Annotated in this window: 17 protein-coding genes and 1 rRNA gene; 8 read left to right on the forward strand and 10 right to left on the reverse strand. The window is 58.8% G+C overall.

Features of this window, described 5'->3' with window-relative positions; genetic code table 11:
• Positions 1 to 151: 151 nt before the first annotated feature.
• From rrf to D3M70_RS11945, 3 genes are all read left to right on the forward strand, one after another.
• Positions 152 to 267 (forward strand): 5S ribosomal RNA (rrf, locus tag D3M70_RS11935).
• 360 nt (positions 268 to 627) lie between these two features.
• Positions 628 to 1,728: a YCF48-related protein gene (locus tag D3M70_RS11940; protein WP_120125969.1), complete on the forward strand. Its 1,101-nt coding sequence runs from the start codon at positions 628 to 630 to the stop codon at positions 1,726 to 1,728.
• Positions 1,729 to 1,778: 50 nt separating this feature from the next.
• Positions 1,779 to 4,160: an RND family transporter gene (locus D3M70_RS11945; protein WP_120125970.1), complete on the forward strand. Its 2,382-nt coding sequence runs from the start codon at positions 1,779 to 1,781 to the stop codon at positions 4,158 to 4,160.
• A 166-nt stretch (positions 4,161 to 4,326) separates the two neighbouring features.
• Here the strand turns inward: D3M70_RS11945 and D3M70_RS11950 are convergent, their stop codons facing one another.
• Both D3M70_RS11950 and D3M70_RS11955 read right to left on the reverse strand, forming a co-directional pair.
• The gene (locus D3M70_RS11950; RefSeq protein ID WP_120125971.1) at positions 4,327 to 5,178 is read right to left on the reverse strand and encodes a 3-hydroxybutyryl-CoA dehydrogenase; all 852 of its coding nucleotides are present in this window, start codon (positions 5,176 to 5,178) and stop codon (positions 4,327 to 4,329) included.
• A gap of 14 nt (positions 5,179 to 5,192) precedes the next feature.
• A complete protein-coding gene (locus D3M70_RS11955) occupies positions 5,193 to 6,377 on the reverse strand; it encodes an acetyl-CoA C-acyltransferase family protein (protein ID WP_120125972.1) in 1,185 nt (394 codons plus the stop codon).
• A 300-nt stretch (positions 6,378 to 6,677) separates the two neighbouring features.
• Here D3M70_RS11955 and D3M70_RS11960 point away from each other — a divergent pair, with 300 nt between their 5' ends.
• The gene (locus D3M70_RS11960) at positions 6,678 to 7,697 is read left to right on the forward strand and encodes an AraC family transcriptional regulator (RefSeq protein ID WP_120125973.1); all 1,020 of its coding nucleotides are present in this window, start codon (positions 6,678 to 6,680) and stop codon (positions 7,695 to 7,697) included.
• 14 nt (positions 7,698 to 7,711) lie between these two features.
• Here D3M70_RS11960 and D3M70_RS11965 read toward each other — a convergent pair whose 3' ends face one another.
• The 4 genes from D3M70_RS11965 to vioA are packed head-to-tail and all read right to left on the reverse strand — an operon-like array spanning position 7,712 to position 13,727.
• Entirely contained in the window at positions 7,712 to 11,227 is a 3,516-nt protein-coding gene (locus D3M70_RS11965) for a glycosyltransferase (protein ID WP_120125974.1), read from the reverse strand.
• A 20-nt stretch (positions 11,228 to 11,247) separates the two neighbouring features.
• The gene (locus D3M70_RS11970; RefSeq protein WP_120125975.1) at positions 11,248 to 11,859 is read right to left on the reverse strand and encodes a DapH/DapD/GlmU-related protein; all 612 of its coding nucleotides are present in this window, start codon (positions 11,857 to 11,859) and stop codon (positions 11,248 to 11,250) included.
• Positions 11,860 to 11,886: 27 nt separating this feature from the next.
• Positions 11,887 to 12,609 carry a methyltransferase domain-containing protein gene (locus tag D3M70_RS11975; RefSeq protein WP_120125976.1) on the reverse strand — a complete coding sequence of 241 codons (723 nt, stop codon included), beginning with the start codon at positions 12,607 to 12,609 and terminating at the stop codon, positions 11,887 to 11,889.
• Positions 12,609 to 13,727, reverse strand: coding sequence for a dTDP-4-amino-4,6-dideoxy-D-glucose aminotransferase VioA (vioA, locus tag D3M70_RS11980; protein WP_120125977.1), 1,119 nt, complete (start codon positions 13,725 to 13,727; stop codon positions 12,609 to 12,611). The genes D3M70_RS11975 and vioA overlap by 1 nt, the downstream gene beginning before the upstream one ends.
• Before the next feature lie 352 nt (positions 13,728 to 14,079).
• Between vioA and D3M70_RS11985 the strand changes: the two genes are divergently transcribed.
• Positions 14,080 to 15,321 (forward strand): glutamine synthetase family protein, encoded by a 1,242-nt coding sequence (locus D3M70_RS11985; RefSeq protein WP_177418411.1) that lies wholly within the window; start codon positions 14,080 to 14,082, stop codon positions 15,319 to 15,321.
• A 54-nt stretch (positions 15,322 to 15,375) separates the two neighbouring features.
• Positions 15,376 to 16,839: an MFS transporter gene (locus tag D3M70_RS11990; protein WP_120125979.1), complete on the forward strand. Its 1,464-nt coding sequence runs from the start codon at positions 15,376 to 15,378 to the stop codon at positions 16,837 to 16,839.
• A 104-nt stretch (positions 16,840 to 16,943) separates the two neighbouring features.
• On the opposite strand, the gene D3M70_RS11995 is transcribed toward D3M70_RS11990, so the two are convergent.
• The 4 genes from D3M70_RS11995 to flgA all read right to left on the reverse strand — a co-directional run bounded on the left by D3M70_RS11995 (position 16,944) and on the right by flgA (position 19,523).
• Entirely contained in the window at positions 16,944 to 17,684 is a 741-nt protein-coding gene (locus D3M70_RS11995; RefSeq protein ID WP_120125980.1) for a flagellar brake protein, read from the reverse strand.
• 82 nt (positions 17,685 to 17,766) lie between these two features.
• On the reverse strand, positions 17,767 to 18,234 hold the full coding sequence (locus D3M70_RS12000; protein ID WP_120125981.1) for a flagella synthesis protein FlgN: 468 nt from the start codon (positions 18,232 to 18,234) through the stop codon (positions 17,767 to 17,769).
• A 49-nt stretch (positions 18,235 to 18,283) separates the two neighbouring features.
• On the reverse strand, positions 18,284 to 18,601 hold the full coding sequence (flgM, locus tag D3M70_RS12005) for a flagellar biosynthesis anti-sigma factor FlgM (RefSeq protein WP_120125982.1): 318 nt from the start codon (positions 18,599 to 18,601) through the stop codon (positions 18,284 to 18,286).
• 160 nt (positions 18,602 to 18,761) lie between these two features.
• Positions 18,762 to 19,523, reverse strand: a complete 762-nt coding sequence (gene flgA / locus D3M70_RS12010) for a flagellar basal body P-ring formation chaperone FlgA (protein ID WP_120125983.1) — start codon at positions 19,521 to 19,523, stop codon at positions 18,762 to 18,764.
• Positions 19,524 to 19,599: 76 nt separating this feature from the next.
• On the opposite strand from flgA, the gene D3M70_RS12015 reads away from it, so the two are divergent.
• Together D3M70_RS12015 and cheR are read left to right on the forward strand one after the other, a co-directional pair.
• The gene (locus D3M70_RS12015) at positions 19,600 to 20,532 is read left to right on the forward strand and encodes a chemotaxis protein CheV (RefSeq protein ID WP_120125984.1); all 933 of its coding nucleotides are present in this window, start codon (positions 19,600 to 19,602) and stop codon (positions 20,530 to 20,532) included.
• 45 nt (positions 20,533 to 20,577) lie between these two features.
• Positions 20,578 to 21,405 (forward strand): protein-glutamate O-methyltransferase CheR, encoded by an 828-nt coding sequence (gene cheR, locus D3M70_RS12020; protein WP_120125985.1) that lies wholly within the window; start codon positions 20,578 to 20,580, stop codon positions 21,403 to 21,405.
• The last annotated feature ends 213 nt before the right edge of the window (positions 21,406 to 21,618 follow it).

A 21,618-nucleotide genomic window follows, 5' to 3' on the forward strand; every position in this document is an offset into this window, starting at 1 on the left:
TATAACACCCAAGCAATCTGCGACTCGACGAGCACAGATTGCGGTGACTGTGAAGATGACCTTCACCGAAAGTTTGCGAGACAGACAGACCTGATCACATACCCGATTTGCTGAAGCGAGGCCGCAAGGTCACGAGTCAGTACCCGAATTTCTTGACGACCATAGAGCGTTGGAACCACCTGATCCCATCCCGAACTCAGTAGTGAAACGATGCATCGCCGATGGTAGTGTGGGGTTTCCCCATGTGAGAGTAGGTCATCGTCAAGATTAAATTCCGAAACCCCATCTGCGAAAGCAGATGGGGTTTTGTTTTTGCGCGCGCAAAACTCACCGCCTTCCGCCAACACCATCATTTCTGAGCTCAGTCCATCATTGATGGCTTTTGCTTGTATGTCGTCCGACAGCCTACCCCAGCCGCTACAGTTGCCAATCAATCCTGGTGATAACGCTTCAATCACCGACGCGTTGCTTAACAAAAGATAACGTCATGTCGATTGTCATACGTTTCCAAAGCTGGATAGGATGAGGTCGCTTTGGTAAGGCCACGCCGCACGCAGGCTAGAGCGCTCGCGGTCGTAGCACTGGCCTGCCCGAGAACCTAATAAAAATAAAGGAAGGGGAAGCTTCATGCGTGAGCCAGTCATTCGGCGCACTCGTTCCGCGCTCATTCAGAGCACTGACAACTCAAGAACGCGCCCCATGAGCAAGCCTCTGAGCGTTGTGCTGTCCGTGTTGATCTCCATGAGTGTCTGTGGCGCCGTACGGGCTGCGGAAACCTCGCCAGTCGATGCGCCCGCCAACACCGGCGAGTCAGCAGGATTCGCGCTCGAATCTGCCAAAGCCTCCCGTAGTCTGCTGCTCGATGTGACACGTGCTGGCAAACGCATGGTCGTCGTAGGCGATCGTGGCCACATCCTGTATTCCGATGATCAAGGCAAACACTGGACCCAGGCCAAAGTGCCTACCCGTCAGTTGCTGACTTCCGTGTACTTCGTTGATGACCAGCATGGCTGGGCTGTGGGGCATGACGCACAGATTCTGGCCAGCACTGACGGTGGGGCGACCTGGACCAGGCAATTCGAGGACCTCAAGCGTGAAGCACCGCTGCTGGATGTCTGGTTCAAGGATCTTTCCACCGGCATTGCCGTAGGCGCCTATGGTGCGATGCTGGAAACCACCGATGGCGGTCAGCATTGGGAAGACATCGGCGATCGCCTGGATAACGATGACCAGTACCACATTAACGGGATCACCTACGTGAAAGACGCCGGGCTGTTCATCGTGGGTGAAATGGGCAGTATGTTCCGCTCCGCTGACGACGGTCAGACTTGGGAAAAGCTCGATGGTCCTTACCAAGGGTCGCTATTCGGTGCCGTGGGGACGGCACAACCCAACACGCTCCTGGCTTACGGTTTGCGCGGCAATCTGTTCCGCTCCACAGACTTTGGCAGCACGTGGGAGCCTATCGCTCTGCAAGGTGAACGCGGTCCTCTGGAGTTCAGTATCGCCAGCGCCTCCTTGTTACCTGATAACTCCATCGTATTGGTAGGGAACGGCGGCAGCGTCATGCGCAGCAGCGATGACGGCGAGAACTTTACGGTTTCCAATCGTTCTGACCGCCTCTCGCTGGCTGGCGTAACGGAGGACGATGAAGGCAATTTGGTTCTGGTAGGACAGGGTGGCGTTCACATCACCTCGCCAACGGGCGCCGATGTGGCTCAGCAGTAATAGCTGACGATGCTCAACAATAAGAACTTACCAGGCGAGGAAGCTTTCGCATGACAAATCTTCAACACCACCACGACAAGCCGACATTGCTCGAACGACTGATCTTCAACAATCGTCCGACGGTGATTGGTATTTGCCTGTTGGTCAGTATTGTCCTCTTTTGGCAAGCCACCCTGGTACGCCCCTCTACCAGCTTCGAGAAGATGATTCCCCTAGGGCATCCCTTCATCCAGAACATGATGGAGCATCGCAACGACCTGGCAAATCTGGGCAACACCGTGCGTATTTCGGTGGAGGCCAAACAGGGGGACATCTTCTCCAGGGAGTACATGGAGACCCTGCGCCAGATAAACGATGAGGTGTTCTACATCTCTGGCGTCGATCGTTCCGGGCTCAAGTCGCTGTGGAGCCCGAGCGTGCGCTGGACCGAGGTGACGGAGGAGGGTTTCGCTGGCGGGGAAGTGATCCCGCAGAGCTATGATGGCTCACAGCAGAGTCTCGACAGGCTGCGCAACAACGTACTCAAGTCAGGTCAGGTCGGACGCCTGGTCGCCAACAACTTCAAGTCCAGCATCATCGATGTGCCGCTGCAGGAGTTCTATCCGGACCCAACTGACCAGGGCAAATTGCTGCCGCTGGACTACCGGCAGTTCTCCCACCAGCTCGAAGAGAAGATTCGCGACAAATACGAAGCACAGAACCCTAACGTCGATATTCACATTGTCGGTTTCGCCAAAAAGGTCGGTGACCTGATCGATGGCCTGATCATGGTAGTGATGTTTTTCGGCATCGCGTTCCTGATCACCCTGGTGCTGTTGATGTGGTTCACCCGTTGCCTGCGCAGCACCGTCGCGGTGTTGAGCACGACGTTGATTGCGGTGATCTGGCAACTGGGGCTGATGCATGTGGTGGGATTCGGTCTGGATCCCTACTCCATGCTGGTGCCCTTTCTGATCTTCGCCATCGGCATTTCTCACGGCGTACAGAAGATCAACGGCATCGCCCTGCAGTCCAGTGACGCCGAAAACGCTCTGACTGCGGCGCGCCGGACGTTTCGTCAGTTGTTTCTGCCGGGAATGATCGCGATTCTGGCGGACGCTGTAGGCTTCATCACCTTGCTGATCATTGACATCGGCGTGATTCGCGAACTGGCCATCGGCGCGTCCATTGGCGTGGCGGTGATCGTGTTCACCAACCTGATACTGTTGCCGGTCGCGATTTCCTACGTCGGAATCAGCAAAAAAGCGGTGGTGCGCAGCAAGCAGGACTCTGTACGTGAACACCCGTTCTGGCGGCTGCTGTCGAATTTCGCGGCACCGAAGGTCGCACGGGTTTCGGTCGTGCTCGCCCTGCTCGCGCTGATGGGGGGGCTCTGGTACGGCCATAACCTGAAGATCGGCGATCTTGATCAGGGTGCACCGGAGCTGCGTCCGGATTCGCGTTACAACCAGGACAACAACTTCATCATCAACAACTACTCCACCAGTTCCGATGTATTGGTGGTGATGGTCAAGACCCCGGCTGAAGGCTGTTCAGCCTATCAGACGCTGTCCGCCATCAATGAATTGTCGTGGAAGATGGAGAACACGCCGGGCGTGCAATCGGCGGTATCGCTGGTCACGGTGTCCAAGCAGGTGATCAAGGGCATGAACGAGGGCAACCTGAAATGGGAGTCGCTGTCGCGCAACAAGGATGTCCTCAACAGCTCGATCTCCCGTGCCGACGGCCTGTACAACAACACTTGCTCTCTGGCGCCGCTGCTGATTTTCCTCAACGATCACAAGGCTGAAACCCTGGATCGTGCGGTGCATGCCGTGCAGGAGTTCGCCACCACCCACAACAAGGAAGGCCTGGAGTTCCTGCTGGCAGCGGGCAACGCAGGGATCGAGGCGGCCACCAACGAGGTCATCAAGCAGGCGGAGTTGACCATTCTGATTCTGGTGTATGTCTGCGTGGCGGTGATGTGCATGATCACCTTCCGTTCGTGGGCAGCCACCTTGTGTATCGTCCTGCCGTTGGTATTGACTTCAGTGCTGGGCAACGCGCTGATGGCGTTCATGGGGATCGGCGTCAAAGTGGCGACCCTACCGGTGGTGGCGTTGGGCGTGGGGATTGGCGTCGATTACGGGATCTACATCTACAGCCGCCTGGAAAGCTTCCTGCGCGCGGGGCTGCCGTTGCAGGAGGCTTATTACGAAACGCTTAAGTCCACCGGCAAGGCGGTGCTGTTCACCGGCCTGTGCCTGGCGATTGGCGTGTGCACCTGGATCTTCTCCGCGATCAAGTTTCAGGCGGACATGGGCCTGATGCTGACATTCATGTTGTTGTGGAACATGTTCGGCGCCTTGTGGCTGCTGCCCGCGCTGGCACGCTTCCTGATCAAACCGGAGAAGATGGCCGGCAAGGTGGGCAATTCGCTGTTTTCCCATTGATCGCTGCATGAAAAAAAAAAAACCGCAACCTGTGAGGGTTGCGGTTTTTTTTCGGCGCGACGAACAGTGTAGGAGCCCGCTTGCCCGAGAATGGCCGGTACATCCGGCACACATCTGTCGCTCTGGGTCACCGCGGGCAAGCGCGCTCCTACAGGCGCAAGTCGACTCAGTTGTAGCCGAAGAACCCGCGACCGCTCTTGCGACCCAGATACCCTGCCGCGACCATTTCCTTGAGCAGCGGGGCAGGGCGGTATTTGCTGTCGTTGAAGCCCTCATGGAAGGCCTCGACGATGGCCAGCAGGGTATCCAGGCCAATCAGATCGGCCAGAGCAAGCGGGCCGATCGGCTGATTGCAACCAAGGCGCATGCCGTCGTCGATATCCTGCGCGGTCGCCAGGCCTTCCTGCAGGACCAGAATCGCTTCGTTGATCATCGGCACCAGAATCCGGTTGACCACGAAGCCCGGGCGGTTGCCGGCGGTAATTGCGGTCTTGTTCAGCCGCTCGGCGAGCTTTATCGCGACGACGTGGGTCTCATCCGCGGTTTGCAGGCCTCGAATGACTTCGATCAATCCCATCATCGGTACCGGGTTGAAGAAGTGCAGGCCGATGAAGCGCTCAGGGCTGTCGACACTGGCCGCCAGTTGGGTGATCGACAGCGACGAGGTGTTAGAGGCGATCACGCAATCGGCACCCACGTTCGCGGCGATCTGTTTGAGCAGGCGCAGCTTCAGGTCCAGGTTTTCGGTTGCCGCTTCGACGACGACCTGCGGATCATTGAGCAATGCATAGTCGGTGATGCAGCGAATCCGGCCCAGCGCCTCTTCGGCAAGGTCGACCGTCAGCGTCTGCTTGTTCACCTGCCGCTCAAGGTTCTTGCGCACGGTGGCCAGACCCCGCTCCAGCGCAGCGTCGTTGATGTCCAGTAAGGTCACGTCGAATCCGGCGATGGCGCAGACCTGCGCGATGCCGTTGCCCATGGTGCCTGCGCCGATCACGGCAATGTGTTGCATGGTCATGGAAGGCGCCCCTTTTACACGCGTTCGAAGATAACGGCGATGCCTTGGCCGCCACCGATGCACATCGTCACCAGCGCATAACGACCGCCAATGCGGTGCAGTTCATGAATCGCTTTGGTGGCGATGATTGCGCCGGTCGCGCCGACCGGGTGGCCCAAGGAAATACCCGAACCGTTCGGATTCACCTTCTCGGGATCCAAGCCCAGTTCGCGGGCCACGGCGCAGGCTTGTGCGGCAAAGGCCTCGTTGGATTCGATGACGTCCAGATCGGCGACGGTCAGACCCGCACGCTCCAGGACTTTGCGACTGGCGGGAATCGGGCCCAGGCCCATCATCGAAGGCTCGACACCCGCATGTGCGTAAGCCACCAGTCGAGCCATAGGCTTGAGGCCATGTTCGCGGACCATGTCGCCATTGGCCATGACCAGCGCTGCGGCGCCGTCGTTCAGACCGGACGCGTTGCCCGCGGTGACAGTGCCGTCCTTCTTGAACGCGGTCTTCATTTTTTCCAGTTGTTCGGCGGTGACGTCGCCCCGCACGTGCTCATCCTGAGCGAACGTCACGGTGCCTTTTCGGGTCGCGATTTCGATGGGCACGATCTGGCCCTCGAAACGTCCTTCAGCGATGGCGCGTGCTGCACGTTGCTGGCTGGTCAGTGCCAGCGCGTCCTGATCCGCACGGGTGATGCCGTAGTTCTCGGCGATGTTCTCGGCGGTGATACCCATGTGGATATTGGCGAATGGGTCGTGCAAGGCACCGAGCATGTAGTCATAAGCCTGCACGTTGCCCATGCGCGCGCCCCAGCGCGCCTGAGGCATGATGTAAGCCCCACGGCTCATGGACTCTGCGCCACCGGCCAGCACGGCACCGGCATCGCCGAGCATCAGTGATTGCGCGGCGGAGACGATGGCCTGCAGGCCCGAGCCGCACAGGCGATTGACGTTCATGGCCGGGGTTTCCTTGGTCAGACCGGCTTCCAGGGCGATGACGCGAGACAGGTAAGCGTCGCGCACTTCGGTGGGTATGACATGCCCCATCACCACATGGCCGATATGCTCGGCCGCCAGACCGGAACCTGCGATCGCAGCGCGGCTGACCTGGGTGCCCAGTTCGATAGGAGAAACGTCCTTGAGAGAACCGCCGAATCCACCGATGGCGGTACGCAGTGCGCTGACGACGAAAACTTCGGTATTGCTCATGTCGACTCCTGAAACCTGTTGAATTTATTGTGAGGGCCCCTGACAAACGGCATTTCAGTCAGGTACTGGTTGCGGGCAAGTCTAGATCGACGTTTGCAGCGGGCCTATGCCAAAACTGTCCAGATCGACTGGCGTTCTTTACCATCAGCGTCGTTCAGTGCCATCTGGACATAACATGCCTGTAGCAGTCCGGCTGGCCGGCGGCGCCGTCATCAGGTTGGCCACCGCCGGCAAGCCGGACGGCTACAGATATTCAGCATGCGGTCGTTCGGCAACGCAAAGAGAAAAGGAAACGCGGGTATGCGGGAAAAGGATTCGGTGTCGATCTACTTCGTCCAGTTGATGGTGCATGCATTGCGCGACCAGCCGTTGCGTCTGCAATCGGTGCTGCAAGCGGCCGGGATCGACATGGCGCTGCTGGACGACCCGACCGCGCGCGTGCCCGCCAGTGCGTTCGCCGCGTTGTGGTTGATTCAGATCAAGGAGCTCGAGGACGAATTCTTCGGCCTGGACTCTCACGGCATGCCTCTGGGAAGTTTTGCGCTGATCTGTCGGGGGCTGATTCAGGAACCGAACCTGGAAAAAGCCTTGCGTCAGTGTCTGGCCAACTTCGGGCTGTTTTTGCGAGACTTTCGCGCAAGCCTGATCGTGCGCGGTCAACGAGCGATCATTTCGGTGGAGACCCACGCCGGCGACCCGACCAAACGACGCTTCGGCGAAGAGACCTTTCTGCTCTTGATGATCAGTCTGCTGTGCTGGTTGGGCGGGCGGCGCATCACCATCGATCGCGCACAGTTTCGCCAATCCCGCCAGCGCCTCAGTGACGACTCGCTGTTGTGGGGATTCAACCTGAGCTTTGGCGCGCAGAAAACCGAAATCGAGTTTTCCAGCCATTACCTGCGTCTACCGGTGGTGCAGTCGTTGCCATCACTCAAATCCTTCCTGCGCACGGCCCCGCAGTGGCTGGTCATTCGCTTCCGCAATCAGCGCGGCCTTGCGGCGCAGGTTTATCAGCGTCTGCGCAACAGTCATTACGGGCACTGGCCGACATTGCTGGAAATGGCCGACGAACTGAAGCTGAGCCCGACCACCTTTCGACGCAGGCTGGAGCGCGAGGGTTGTGCGTTTCAGGGCATCAAGGACGACGTGCGGCGGGGGATTGCTCAGCAGAAATTGCGGGAAACCGACATGAGTGTGGTGGACATTGCAGCGTGGGTGGGGTTTCAGGAGCCTAGTGCGTTTCACCGGGCATTCAAGAAATGGACGGGCGAGAGTCCGGGGCAGTACCGATTGGCGGCTATGCCCCGAGAAAACGACTGACACCAACCCGGCTCTTACCCAAGCCAGGCATCACGCCAGATTTGCAGATTGCCTTCGTCCAGCATCCAGCGGGTCTGCACTTCGCGCTGAAGGGCGTCGCCCTGCTGCTCCAGGGTGCGAACATTGGCAATCTGCTCGCGGATCGTATCGATCCACGTCTGCGCCACATTGTTTAGCCGGGTGACAGGGAGCGTTTCGTTATCACAGGCCTGTGTGCTGCAGATCACCGGGAAGCCACACGCGCCATACTCCAGCAGTCTCAAGACGCTCTGGCAGTCCTCCAGCGCATTGTTGCGCAGTGGCAGCAACGCCAGATCCAGATTCATCGCCGCCACGGCGTCAGGACGGCGGGACGCTTCGACCTGAAGCCTCTGATCGCGAACGAACGGCCGTAGGGGCATCGGGCACCCGCCCATGACGACGAAGTCCACCTCGTCTGCCAGCACCGGCATGATCTGCGCCAGCAACTCAAGATCCAGCCCGTCATGATCCCCGCGCCAGCCGACGCGCATCTTTTTGCCGCGCCGCCGCTCTGCCTGCACATGTCGCCACGGCGCAGGAAGGTAGTCGGCTACCACGCGAATATCGCTGTGCATGCCCTCCAGCGCCTGGCCCAATCGGGCAGTGCCAACCACCACTCGGTCGACACGCTCCAGCGTGCGAAGAAACAAAGGATCGTTGCGGTGGTCCCGAGGCAGGCGATCCAGATCCAGAATGCGGGTGGCCGGCGACAATTGCTGGATCAGATCGACGCCGTTGAGATCCTCCTGGGTAAAGGGGCGCTGAAAAACGATGGCTTCGGGGCGTAGCCGTTCGATCTCGGCGATATTGGGCAAGCGTGCCGAGATTGCGCCGTCCAGCAGCGTCTGCTCGCGCATGACATTGAGTGGGGTAGTGATGCGCGTGTCACCGTCATTCCAGCGAGGTGTCCGATGGACCAGCACCAGCGATTGAGGACGCCACGGCAACACCCGCCACGTGAGGTCAACATTGGATTCGACCTCGAAGCCGTTGCCTGTCAGCGCAAGATTCGGGTTATAGGCCGGGTCGTGCGCCATGACGGGCAGCCACTTGCGGTACATCGCCAGTTGCTCGCTGCGGAAGCGCGCGACTTTTCGTTCGTGGGCGGTCTTGTCGGTCTGGACCTGACTGACGCTGGATTCGTGCAACAGCTGCACATGGGGCGTCCACACCACCAGATAGCCGGACTCGCGAACCTTCAGGCACAGGTCGACATCGTTGAACGAGACCTTGAAGTTGACCTCGTCCAGCCCCCCGACCTGTTCGTACAGCGATTTGCGAATCATCAGGCAGGCGGCGGTCACCACGCTGTAGTCCTGATCAACGAGCAGACGCTGCATGTAGCCAGGACTGTTCTGCGGCGCGCCGAGAAAGACGTGCAGCGCGGGCGCGTCGATCCCCATCACCACTCCGGCATGCTGAATTGCGCCGTCCGGGTAGTAGAGCTTGGCGCCGACGATGCCGACTTCCGGCCTCAGGGCATGGTTGAGCAGGTTGTCGAGCCAGTCCTCATGCAGGACTGCCGTGTCGTTGTTCAGCAGGACCAGGTATTCGCCCCGGGCATGGCGGGCAGCGGTGTTGTTGATTTCCGAGTAGTTGAATGGAAACGGATGACGCAGCACGCGCACTTTTTCGCTTTGCATGCTTTCCACGCCCGCCAGCCACTCGAGCGCATCGGGTTCTTCGCTGTTGTTGTCGATGATGATGATTTCGTAATCGCTGTAGGCGGTCTTTTCCAGGACGCTTTCAACGCATCGGCTGAGAATGCCCAACTGATCCTTGGTCGGGATCAGGATCGAAACCAGTGGCCGCTCGGCATGGTTGTAGCGAATCTGGTACTGACCGGCGCCGGTTTCGAAGATTTGACTGTCGGCGTAGCCACGGGTCTGTAAATGCCGAGCCAGGGCGCGGCCTTGCGCATCGCAGCGCTGGCCTTCGACCGCATCGCAGACCAGTAGCGGCTCGGCCAGATGATAGAGCTCGGCGGCACCTTCGCTTTCTACAAGGCGCAGGATCAGATCCAGCTCCATCGCTTGTGCGACTTCGGGATTGAAACCGCCGATACCGATGATCGTCTGACGATGGAAGACCCAGTGCCTGCTCATCGCTGCCGGGTAGCTGAGCAGGTAATCCAGGTTGAAGTCGGGACGCATCGCCAGGTCGTGACCGCCTTCACTCAGACGATACAGTTCATCGGCGAACAGGGCAGGGCTGCGTGGCAGTTCGGGAAGCTTGAGCCGAACCCTCGACATACCGTGTTCGCTGAAGCTGACGCCCGCTTCAGCGATCATGAACCAGTCGCAGTCGTGTCGCTCCAGACAATGATTAAGCGCCTGGACCTCAAGTTCCGGGGCGTGGGTGTGCCATTGCAAGTGAACGCTACCGGCTAAGGTAGCCGGGTGGTGACGACTGGAAAGCACCACTACCTTAAGCCCGGCAGACAGCGTCTGATGGGCCATGATGCTGTGCAGCGTCACGTCGATTTTTTGCGGGTGACGGGCGTCGTCGATGATTACTAGCAACAGCGAAGAACCTGCGCTGGTGTGCTGGATCCGGTCCTCGATCAATCGCTTCTGGTGCGGGTTGATCGTGCGTCGGCTCAGCCAGTTGGTCACCCCAAGACCGAATCTCTCCGGGGGCAGGCTGTTGGTGAAGTACGGCAGCAAATCGACTTCCATGAAGGTGTCGCGACTTTCCAGCGTCGCCATTTTAAGCAGCCGGTATTGATCCAGGCTTTGTGTCCAGCCCAGTTCTGTCAGCCGCTGGCAGAACACCCGTTGCGCCTGATCGCCAAGGTTGGGTGTGTTACGCCCGTCGGCGCTGTACTGGACGCTCGAAACGCGGAAGTATGACAGCGGCGCAGCACGCATCGCCAGATTGCCCTTGCGCAGCAGCTTGACGTAGATCGCCAGGTCGCCCACCCAGGTGATGGACGTGCCGTTGAGCGCCATGAGGTCGTCGCCGAACGCTGCCACGTCAGAACGACGAACCATCACACAGCTCGGCTCGCCGACGAAGTTGATCGGGAACTGCCCCAGAAACGACACCAGTTCCACGCCCGAAAAAATCACGTCATGGGCGAACGGGAAGGTGGTCGCCCAGTTGTCCGGTTGCGCTTCTCCCTGCTCGTTCACCCACCGGCGGCGAGAGCTGGCGAGTGTGATGTCCGGATGACCGTCCAGCAGCTCGAACAGCGAACTCACACATTCGGGATGGAGCAGGTCGTCGTCGTAGAGAAACTTGATGTACTCGCCCCGGGCTTCACGGATGCAGCGGGCGACGTTCTTTGTCTCGCCGAGGGCCGTCTCGTTGCGAAAATAACGGATGGGCCACGGGCTGTCGGGGCGCAGGCGTTCGACGATGCGATACATCGCGTCGTCCTTGCAGTCGTCGCAGATCACGATTTCGATGTCGTCGTGTGTCTGACTGAACGCACTGTGCAGCGCTGCTTCGAAGAAGTCGGGCTTGTAAGCGGGGATGGCGATACTGACCAAACGGCGAGAATTCATTTCGATGCCTGATGATTGATTCACGAGCGCGAAGTCTGCAAAGCGTCGTCGAGTGAAGAGGCGGGCATGGGCTGGAAAAGCCCGTCGCGGGTCAGGGCTCGCTCGCTTTCCAGAATGACCTCATGGGGACGTGTCCTGATTCTTCTGGCGGGCTGGCCTGCGCAGATGCCCCAGGGTTCCAGCGATTTACTGACCACCGATCCTGCGCCCACCGCACACCCTTCACCGATGGTGACGCCCGGCAGAATGACGGCGTTGGCGCCAACGATGGCGTGACGTCCCACATGCACGAAGGAGCGTTTGGTATTGCGATATTCAGCCGGGACCGTCGGGTTGGTCAGGCTTTCTCCCAGGAAGTCGTCGCTGCCGCACACCACGCGAACCCCGGACGCCAGGCCCGAAAAGTCTTCCAGCACGACGGCGCCTCCGCCGCTGATCGAGCAGAACGACGAAATATGCACATAGCTGCCGATGTACAGCGGCGCGGTGGCATAGATGAACACGAAATCGTCAATGATGACGTTCGATCCGATGCTGATGAATTCCCGTCCGTAGAGTTTGGCGCCGGGATAGATCTTGACGTTCTCGCCGAGTGCGCGAAAACCTTCATTCAATTCGTTTGAACGGCCCATTGTCGACGACCCCTTATTGTCCACAGACTACTTTGTGCCGATGTAAAGAACGCTTTGATCGGTGATGCCGTGTTGCCGGAATGTGCCATCGCCAAAGGAGCGCGAATCGAGTTCGAGCAGTTCGAAACCGCCTTCGCGAATGCGCGACATATAGTCGTGCTTGGCGTACATGCGGATGTGATCGTCCTGGCCGAATCGCGCCCAGCGCACATTGACGTCGGTCTCGTCCGGGTCCTCGTCGGTGACCTGGGCGGTCAGCAGGATCGGCACCATCAGAATCGCCACGCCGTTGTTGTCCAGCACGCGGAACAGCTCGGCGATGGCCTTGCGGTCGTCCGGTACGTGCTCGAGCACGTGGGAACACACGATGAAGTCGAAGGCGTTATCGGCGTAGATGTTCATGTCCATGATGTCGACGATGTCGTCGGCCAGGGGCGAGAACAGGTCGGCGGAACGGTATTCGATGTCGGCGATGGACTTCAGAAACCGGGACAGTATCGGCGCCGGTGCGATGTCCAGAATGCGCAGCGGTCTGTTCGCCGGTCGCGCCAGAAACGTCCGCACGAACAGGGCGTACAGTCGGTCCCGGTCGGATGAACCACAACGGGGGCAAGCATATTGCCCGGTGTTGAGGGTTTCGAAATCTTCGAGTGAGTAGCTGACGTTCAACTCGTTGAGCATCTCGAAGTAATGGGACGTCAGGGGCAGGAAGTTCGCGAACTCGGACGAACAGACCGGACAGCTACGCATTAATGGGCTCCGTTCGCGGCCTGGACGATGATGTCCAGGACGTGGGTGATTTCTTCATGGGTCAGGCTGTCGAAAATTGGCAGGCAGAGGATCCGGCTGGAGACGCTGTCGGCAATCGGCAGTTTTTCCGGCCGCGCCGAATCCAGTCCCCGGTACATCGGAAACGCTGAAATCAACGGGTAGAAATACCGACGGACCAGAATGTCGCTGGCACGAAAGCGTTCGAACAGCTCGTCTCGGGTCAGCGGGAACTCAGGATTGACCAGGATGGGGAAGTACGAATAGTTGTGGCCTTCACGCTCCGGCCAGGCGATGGCAATCCCTTCGATATTGCTCAGGGCCTCGCGGTAAATGGCGTCCAGTTGTTTGCGACGGGCCAGCGCGGCGTCGATGTGTTTGAGCTGCAGAACGCCGAACGCGGCGTTGATTTCGCTCATCTTGCCGTTGATTCCGGGGGCTACCACGGTCACTTCATCGGCGAAACCGAAGTTCTTCAGGTAATCGATGCGTTGTTTGGTCTTGGCATCCGGGCAGACGATGGCGCCGCCCTCGAAGGTGTTGAACACCTTGGTGGCGTGAAAACTCATCACTGACAAATCGCCGTGACGCAGAATGCTCTGCCCTCGTTCACGCACGCCGAAAGCATGGGCAGCGTCATAGATGACTTTCAGGCCGTAGCGATCAGCGAGTCGCTGAATCGCGTCCACATCGCACGGCCTGCCGTAGCAATGCACCGGCATGATGGCCGTGGTCGCTGGCGTGATGGCCTCTTCTATGCGCACCGGGTCCAGGTTGTAGGTGTATGGATCAATGTCGACGAACACCGGCTTGAGGCCATTCCACAGCAGCGAGTGGGCAGTGGCGACGAACGAGTAGGGCGTGGTAATCACTTCGCCAGTGATGCGCAACGCTTGCAATGCGGTCACCAGCGCCAGGGTTCCGTTGGCGAACAGCGACAGATGCTCGACGCCCAGGTACTCGGCAAGCTCCTGTTCGAACTGCTGGTGAAACGGGCCTCCATTGGTCAACTGCCGGCTTTCCCAGATCTGCTCGAGATAGGGTATGAACTCTTCGAGCGGCGCGAGCAGGGGCCGGGTGACGGGAGTTGTTTTGCTCATGAAGGCTGCGCTCTGTATGGGCTATGGCTGCGAGGCGTCTGGCATGTCCATGTGGCGTGACCCTCTGGGCCTTTGTCATGAAAATGGCGTTCGCTCGACGAATACGGGGAAATAGCAAGAAGTCGGCCAATTCGTCGCGTGCATTCAAAGAGCAGGCTTTTGCCGACTTTGCTTGAAATTCCGAACGCCTGATGCTTATTTTGTACGCCTTGCCGCGCGGCGGCCTGCACAACAATTAAAGGACTGAGTCATGAGTAGCGATGGCCACAATTCACTCGCGCAGCGATTGATGGGCATTGATGAAATTGAATGCGTCACCCCGGATCTGAACGGCGTGCCACGGGGAAAGGTCATGACGGGCGAGGGCTTCCTCGAAGGCCGTCGTTTGCAGCTGGCACGGGGTGTGCTGCTGCAATGCATCATGGGCGGTTACCCCCCCGCGAAGTTTTACGGCAGCGATGACGGCGATCTGGCATTGATTGCCGATCCCCGACAGATCCACCGCCTGCCCTGGAGTGAAGAGCCACGAGCGCTGGCGATCTGCGACGCCGATGAACTGGATGGCGAGCCTTCTAACCTGTCCACCCGTGGCCAGCTCAAATCGGTCATCGCCCGTTATGCGAGCCACGGCTGGTCGCCGGTGGTCGCCACCGAACTCGAATTCTTCGTCTTCGCCCCGAACAACGATCCCAATCAGCCATTCAAACCGCCGCTGGGTCTCGATGGTCGTCGCGAGGATGGCCAGTCGGCGTTCAGTGTCAGCTCCAACAACGGCCTGCGTCCGTTCTTCAGCGAAGTGAACAAATGCATGGCGGCGCTGGGCTTGCCCCGCGATACCTTCATGCATGAGATGGGCGTCAGTCAGTTCGAGATCAACCTGCTGCACGGCGATCCGCTGGTGCTGGCGGACCAGACCTTCCTGTTCAAGCACATGCTCAAGGAAGTCGGACTCAAGCATGGTCTGACAGTGGTGTGCATGGCAAAACCGCTGGCCCACACGCCGGGCAGCTCGATGCACATTCATCAGAGCGTGGTCGACACGGTGACGGGGGACAACATCTTCAGCGACGCCCAGGGCGAAGCCACTGCCGCGTTCCATCACTTCATTGGCGGGCAGCAGGCGGCGATGGCAGATTTCACGGCCTTGTTCGCACCTAACGTCAATTCCTACCAGCGTTTGTGTCATCCTTTCGCCTCGCCGAACAACGCGTGCTGGTCTTACGACAACCGTGCGGCAGGCCTGCGAATTCCGGCCAGCGCGCCGGTCGCACGACGTGTGGAAAACCGCTTGCCAGGTGCAGACGCCAACCCTTATCTGGCCATTGCAGCGAGTCTTGCAGCCGGGTTGCGCGGGATAGAGCAACAGCTCGAACCGTCGGCGCCGATTCAGGGGGAGTTTGTCGTTCCGGATAATCTTTCGCTGCCATGTACCTTGCACGCCGCGCTGGAGCGTCTGAAACGCAGCCAGTTGGCCAAGGAACTGTTTGGTGCCGAATTCATCGAAGGCTACATTGCATCGAAGACGCTGGAACTGACCAGTTTCTTCAATGAAATTACTCCCTGGGAACGCCGCGTTCTGGCCACCCAGGCTTAAGAACCGTGGTTCGGAAATCCTCCGTGAGTGAGGATTTCCGTTTTTGGAAAGCCGATGCGCCAAATCTGGAAGTCTTTTCGAGCGCTGTATTTTGCCTCGCTGATGATGTTGATCGGCTCAGGCCTTCTGAGTACTTACCTTGCATTGCGTCTTGCAGCCGATCAGGTCGATGGCCTGTGGGTCGGTGCGCTGATGGCTGCCAACTACGTGGGCCTGGCGCTGGGGGGCAAGATCGGTCACCGGCTGATCGGGCGAGTGGGGCACATTCGCGCCTATGCCACGTGCGCCGGGATCGTCGGCGCGGCGGTGCTGGGGCATGGACTGATCGACTACCTGCCGGCGTGGATCTTCCTGCGGATGATCGTCGGCCTGGGGATGATGTGTCAGTACATGGTCATCGAAAGCTGGCTCAACGAGCAGGCCTCGCCCAAACAGCGAGGGCTGGTGTTCAGCGGCTATATGATCGCTTCGTACATGGGGCTGGTGCTGGGTCAGTTGATTCTGGTGATCCATCCGCAGTTGGGGCCTGAGCTGCTGATGCTGGTTGCGATGTGCTTCACCCTGTGCCTGGTGCCAGTGGCAATGACTCGCAGCATTCACCCCGCACCGATGCGCCCTGCGCCGCTGGAGCCGTTGTTCTTCATGCGCCGTGTGCCGCAGTCGCTGACGACGGTCCTCAGTGCCGGATTGATCATTGGCTCTTTCTACGGTCTGGCGCCGCTGTATGCAGCCCAGCAGGGGCTGTCGACCGAACACGTCGGTCTGTTCATGGCTTGCTGCATTGGCGCCGGTTTGCTGGTACAGGGCCCCTTGGGCAAGCTGTCCGACCGCTATGACCGGGCCTGGCTGATTCGTGGTGTCGCGGGGTTGCTGGTGCTGGCGGCATTGCCGCTGGCGATCTTCCCCGAAGTGCCACTGGAAGTGCTGTTTGCCGTGGGGTTCGTCGCTTCGTTGCTGCAGTTCTCGCTGTATCCGCTGGCCGTCGCGTTTTCCAACGACCACGTCGAAGGCGAACGGCGGGTTTCGCTGACAGCGATGTTGCTGATGACCTACGGCGTGGGCGCCAGTATCGGGCCGTTGGTTTCTGGTGTGCTGATGAAGCAGTTCGGCAGCAACATGCTTTATGCGTTCGTGTGCTTCACGGCGCTGATCCTGGTGCTGCGGATTCGTCCGAAAGCCGTCACCAATCTGCACCAGGTCGAGGATGCCCCGCTGCATCACATCGCCATGCCCGACAGCATGTCCAGCTCACCTCTGGTCGTGGCCCTCGACCCGCGTGTCGATGAGCAAGTGGTGCAGGACCAGATGCAGACTGCGACGGAGCCGGACGCGCACGCGCCGACCGAGGGCGACGCCCCGGCGGATGCCGACCAGCCGGAACGTGTGGTGCCGTCAGGGGAGGGTGTCGTGAGGCCGGTGGCGATCGTGGACGTCGATGTCAGCACCGACCCACAGGATGCCCGGCCGGATGCGTCACTGGATGCATCGCGGGACGTGGGCGTGGACCGACCGTTGTGAAGATTGGCTGTCTATAGCAAAACGGCTTGCCGGCGGTAGCGGTCTCAAGGACCCTTCCGCCGGCAAGCCGTTTTGTTACTGGATATCGATCACTGCACGACGGATCAGAAGTCGTCGTCTTTATCGAAGCGGCGCGCTTCGCGTTGCAGTTGATAGACGAAACGCTCGACCTGACGCTGCACCAGTCCACTGATGTTGTGGAAGCGCACGCCGGCAAAGGTGGTGTTGATCTTCTCTTCGAAATGCAGATAGCGCAGTTCGACCGACGTGGTCATGTTGCCGAAGGGCAGGGAGGCGATGAAGCGCTCGTAGACCTGGCCCAGTTGCATACGCTCGGAGACGTCGCCCTCGAAACGCAGTTTGCAACCCGTGGCAGAGATGTCCAGCAGCTTGCCGCGCAGCGGCGACTTGAGTCTGTCGCCACCGATCTCGATGTCCACCAGAGATGCCAGCTTCAGCGCCGCGCGAAATGCGTTGCGACGCTGGTGATAGACGACTTCTTCAGGCAGCGGACCACGATAGCAGTGCGGGTCCTCGATGATGGTCATCGGCGCCTTGACTTCCCAGGCGATGCGCACGCCGTCGTGGAAGCCTTCGACGCGGAAAGCTTCGCCATTGGCCAGGAAGCGTTCGCCGTCGCGGGGGATCATTTCGTCCAGCGCGATCTCGTGGGTATCGCGATCGACATCAATGACATAGCTCTGGAAGCGCTGACTGCGCTCATGAAAAGTGATGATCAGAGGATCATGGCTTTCCATCAGCAACCGCATGTTGGCGGCAATTTCCAAAGGCGTAGTAAGTACCTTCGGGGGCTGCGGAACATCTTCCGCGCTTGAGGCATTCACGGTTTATCCATCTCCAGGCAAAAAACGACAGCGTGCGGCGCGAGGCATATTGCCATCATGTTGCACGCCTTGATACAAGAACTTACGCCTGGCTGAGCGGACGTGGTCTCATCTTGCCGGCAGTCGATCCTCGGCTGTCATACAGCGTCGGCGTATCGCCACCGTTGAGAATCCTGAGTTGCTGTGCCGTGGTCAGCTGCTGGAGCTGAATCAAACTGCCATTCTGCTCGTTGGCGGCCTGACATTCGGCCATCAGCGCACTCAGCTCGTCGCCCGCTTTCAACAACGCTTCACCGACCGATGAATGTCTGGCCACTTCTTCGAGGCCCGCGCGATTGGCGGGCAAGCCGAGACTTGTCATCAGCTGGCTGCGTCTGCGTCCGTGCTGTTCGAGCACGATCACCAACGCCTGTTTCTGCGCCAGGATGTGTTCCATTTCGACCATATTGCGACCGTGAAGCGCCAATGACTCGGCCTTCAGGATCTCCAGCAGATGCTGGGTCGGCGCAATATCGTCCGTGATCAGTTGAAGCAAAGTAGTGTCTTGCATCGCATGCCCTGGGTTTCAAGCGTCCAGAAGCCCCTGCGCGGACCGGGGGCTAGCGCTGGGCTTCGAAATTAAGCAGTTTGTTAGCAACACGGTTGCTGTCGACCTTGTAACTGCCGTCGGCGATAGCCTGTTTCAACTCAGCCACACGGCTGCTGTTGACGACGGGCTGATCCCGCAACGAATCAGTGATCTTCTGCAACTGTTGAGCTTCGCTGCTCAAATGTACCTTCTCACCGCTACCGCTTACATTTTCGGAAGTGCTTACCGTCGCCGGGGCTTCGGTTTTGCCAGATTCCTTGGTGCTGGCGGTACGTGACGTACCTCCAACGGTAGTGGAGCTATTCAAACGACTGAAGTCGATGACCATGATTGAAAACCTCTGGGTTCTTGGACGCTTGCCTTGGTTTCGGCCAAACCCGGAATAACTTTAGGGCCAGTGCGAAAACAGTCTCGAATGGACTTCGCACAGGGCATTTGGGTTCCGAGTGTAGAAAAAGCGCAAGCGCAGCGCCAGAGGTCAATACCGGTTACATAGGCACCTCGACCTGCCCGGGGGCGACGATGTTGGCCTTGATCACGCGTTTGGAATTGAGGTTCTTGACCCGGATTTGCTCGTTGAAACCACCGTCCGACAAGGCCTCGCCCGGCATGCGCACGCTCATCGAGCCACTGCGGGCATTGATAACCACCTGATCGCCCTTGCGGACCATTTCCGGTTGCTGGAGGTGCACCGGCGTCAGTATTTGATCGATGACCGTTGGTCGGACAACCTTTTGTCCGACCGCCTGATCCAGCGAATCGAGAAAACCCTGCCCCAGCAGCCCTACGTCACGCTCGCGCATGGCGATATCGCCTTCCGAGACAATGGCGTCGCGCTTCATCGGGCGCACCACGGTCACCACGTTGCGAAACAGATGTACCTGGGCGGGCACGAACACCGTCCATGGGGAGCTGCTTTCGCAACGAATCTTGACGGTGACCCGGCCGATGGGCTGAGCGGGGCTTTCCAGAGAGGCTGTCAAATCCTTGTCGCAGTGAGGCATGCGCAACCGAGGGTCGAGCTGTTTGACTTCTATTTCGTAGCGGCCCTGGGTTTGGCTAGTAGCCAGATAGTCTTCCACGGTGAATTCAAGAAAGCCCTGGGTGACGCCGATAAGTTGTTCAGGCAGGGTTACATTCTCCGCCCGGCTCAGCCCGGCGGTGCCAAGCAGACACACCGCAACCACCGCGCTGAGAAAGTGGCGGGTTGCGGAGGTCAGGCGTCGAGATACTGTCGTTTGTGTGTTCATGACAGGTAAATAGCAAGGCCCGTGCCGCTTGCCGATTTGGCAGTGCGCAATTGGTCGTTTTGGGAAGGAGTGGGGCATGGCTGGTGTTTTGGATTCAGTGAACCAGCGCACTCAACTGGTAGGGCAGAACCGCCTTGAACTGTTGTTGTTCCGTCTGGACGGCAAGCAGTTGTATGGGATCAACGTGTTCAAGGTAAAAGAGGTGCTTCAGTGCCCAAAACTTACCCACATGCCCAAATCCAGTCCGATTGTGCGCGGAGTGGCAAGTATTCGGGGTGGGACCATTCCCATCCTTGATCTGGCGATGGCAACGGGGTCGGCGAAGCTGGGCAACATCGACAATGCGTTCGTGATCATTACCGAATACAACACCAAGATTCAGGGTTTCCTGGTGCACTCGGTCGAGCGCATCGTGAACATGAACTGGGAAGACATTCATCCGCCACCCAAGGGAACCGGCCGCGATCATTACCTGACGGCAGTGACGCGGATCGACAACCAGTTGGTGGAAATCATCGACGTGGAGAAAATCCTCGCCGAAGTGGCGCCGGTTTCGGAAAATATTTCTGCAGGCGTTGTGACCGAAGAAGTGGCGCACAAAGCATTGTCCTTACGGGTGCTGACCGTCGATGACTCATCGGTGGCGCGCAAGCAAGTGACCCGCTGCCTGCAAACCGTGGGTGTCGAAGTCACGGCGTTGAATGACGGTCGTCAGGCGCTGGAGTTTCTGCGCAAGCTGGTGGACGAGGGCAAGAAGCCCGAAGAAGAGTTCCTGATGATGATTTCCGACATTGAAATGCCGGAGATGGACGGCTACACACTGACGGCCGAGATCCGCAGTGATCCACGCATGCAGAAGCTGCACATCATCTTGCATACTTCGCTGTCCGGCGTCTTCAACCAGGCGATGGTGAAGAAAGTAGGTGCCGATGATTTCCTGGCAAAGTTTCGGCCCGACGATCTAGCAGCTAGAGTGGTAGATCGTATCAAGGCGGCAGATATCAGTTGAGGAGGGGTGATCCCTCCTTGCTGTTCACATGATTTGAGAGGCGGCATGTCTACAGGTAATTTGGATTTTGAACAGTTCCGGGTCTTCCTGGAAAAAGCCTGTGGCATTTTGCTGGGTGAAAACAAGCAATACCTGGTCTCCAGCCGCCTGAACAAGCTGATGGAACAACAGGGCATCAAGTCGTTGGGCGAGTTGATCCAGCGCATTCAGACCCAGCCACGCAGCGGTCTGCGCGAGCAGGTGGTGGATGCCATGACCACCAACGAAACGCTGTGGTTTCGTGATACCTATCCCTTCGAAGTGCTGAAGAACAAGGTTTTGCCCGAGCAGATCAAGGCCAGCCCCGGCTTGCGTCCGCGTATCTGGTCGGCGGCCTGTTCGTCGGGTCAGGAACCGTATTCGCTGTCGATGTCGATCGACGAGTTCGAGCGCAGTAATCCTGGCCAGTTGAAGGCCGGGGCGCAGATCGTGGCGACGGATCTGTCAGGCAGCATGCTGAACAATTGCAAGACCGGTGAGTACGACAGTCTGGCGATTGGTCGCGGTCTGTCGCCGGAACGCCTGCAGCGTTATTTCGATCAGAAGACGCCAGGGCGCTGGACGGTGAAGGCGCCGATCAAGAGCCGTGTGGAGTTTCGTTCGTTCAATCTGCTGGACAGTTACGCGGCGCTGGGCAAGTTTGACATTGTGTTCTGTCGCAACGTGCTGATCTATTTTTCGGCGGATGTGAAGAAGGACATTCTTCTGCGCATTCATTCGACGTTGAAGCCGGGAGGGTATTTGTTCCTCGGTGCTTCGGAGGCGTTGAACGGGTTGCCGGATCATTATCAGATGGTGCAGTGCAGTCCCGGGATCATTTATCAGGCCAAGTGAGTCGGGTCGTCCTGTTTTTTGAGAGCCCCGCTTTGGCGGGGTTTTTCTTTTTTTGGGTTTTAGATTTTTGGTGGCGCTGGTGTCTGCGTGTATCGCCTGTCTCGGTGATGGCGCTGATGGGGTCTGGCTAACGCCAGGCCTGTTTCGCCTTCGGCGAGTTACTTGGGGTTGGTACGGCATTCCGGCTTTCAAGTAACTCGCCGGAGGCGAAAC

The sequence above is a fragment of the Pseudomonas sp. LS-2 genome (genome assembly GCF_003605735.1).
Taxonomy (GTDB): Bacteria; Pseudomonadota; Gammaproteobacteria; order Pseudomonadales; family Pseudomonadaceae; genus Aquipseudomonas.

What these genes read in the sequence shown, in the direction of transcription:
- D3M70_RS11940 (WP_120125969.1), top strand. Translation starts at nt 628, where the DNA reads ATGCGTGAGCCAGTCATTCGGCGCACTCGTTCCGCGCTCATTCAGAGC.
- D3M70_RS11945 (WP_120125970.1), top strand. Translation starts at nt 1,779, where the DNA reads ATGACAAATCTTCAACACCACCACGACAAGCCGACATTGCTCGAACGA.
- D3M70_RS11950 (WP_120125971.1), bottom strand. Translation starts at nt 5,178, where the DNA reads ATGACCATGCAACACATTGCCGTGATCGGCGCAGGCACCATGGGCAAC.
- D3M70_RS11955 (WP_120125972.1), bottom strand. Translation starts at nt 6,377, where the DNA reads ATGAGCAATACCGAAGTTTTCGTCGTCAGCGCACTGCGTACCGCCATC.
- D3M70_RS11960 (WP_120125973.1), top strand. Translation starts at nt 6,678, where the DNA reads ATGCGGGAAAAGGATTCGGTGTCGATCTACTTCGTCCAGTTGATGGTG.
- D3M70_RS11965 (WP_120125974.1), bottom strand. Translation starts at nt 11,227, where the DNA reads ATGAATTCTCGCCGTTTGGTCAGTATCGCCATCCCCGCTTACAAGCCC.
- D3M70_RS11970 (WP_120125975.1), bottom strand. Translation starts at nt 11,859, where the DNA reads ATGGGCCGTTCAAACGAATTGAATGAAGGTTTTCGCGCACTCGGCGAG.
- D3M70_RS11975 (WP_120125976.1), bottom strand. Translation starts at nt 12,609, where the DNA reads ATGCGTAGCTGTCCGGTCTGTTCGTCCGAGTTCGCGAACTTCCTGCCC.
- vioA (WP_120125977.1), bottom strand. Translation starts at nt 13,727, where the DNA reads ATGAGCAAAACAACTCCCGTCACCCGGCCCCTGCTCGCGCCGCTCGAA.
- D3M70_RS11985 (WP_177418411.1), top strand. Translation starts at nt 14,080, where the DNA reads ATGACGGGCGAGGGCTTCCTCGAAGGCCGTCGTTTGCAGCTGGCACGG.
- D3M70_RS11990 (WP_120125979.1), top strand. Translation starts at nt 15,376, where the DNA reads ATGCGCCAAATCTGGAAGTCTTTTCGAGCGCTGTATTTTGCCTCGCTG.
- D3M70_RS12000 (WP_120125981.1), bottom strand. Translation starts at nt 18,234, where the DNA reads ATGCAAGACACTACTTTGCTTCAACTGATCACGGACGATATTGCGCCG.
- flgM (WP_120125982.1), bottom strand. Translation starts at nt 18,601, where the DNA reads ATGGTCATCGACTTCAGTCGTTTGAATAGCTCCACTACCGTTGGAGGT.
- flgA (WP_120125983.1), bottom strand. Translation starts at nt 19,523, where the DNA reads ATGAACACACAAACGACAGTATCTCGACGCCTGACCTCCGCAACCCGC.
- D3M70_RS12015 (WP_120125984.1), top strand. Translation starts at nt 19,600, where the DNA reads ATGGCTGGTGTTTTGGATTCAGTGAACCAGCGCACTCAACTGGTAGGG.
- cheR (WP_120125985.1), top strand. Translation starts at nt 20,578, where the DNA reads ATGTCTACAGGTAATTTGGATTTTGAACAGTTCCGGGTCTTCCTGGAA.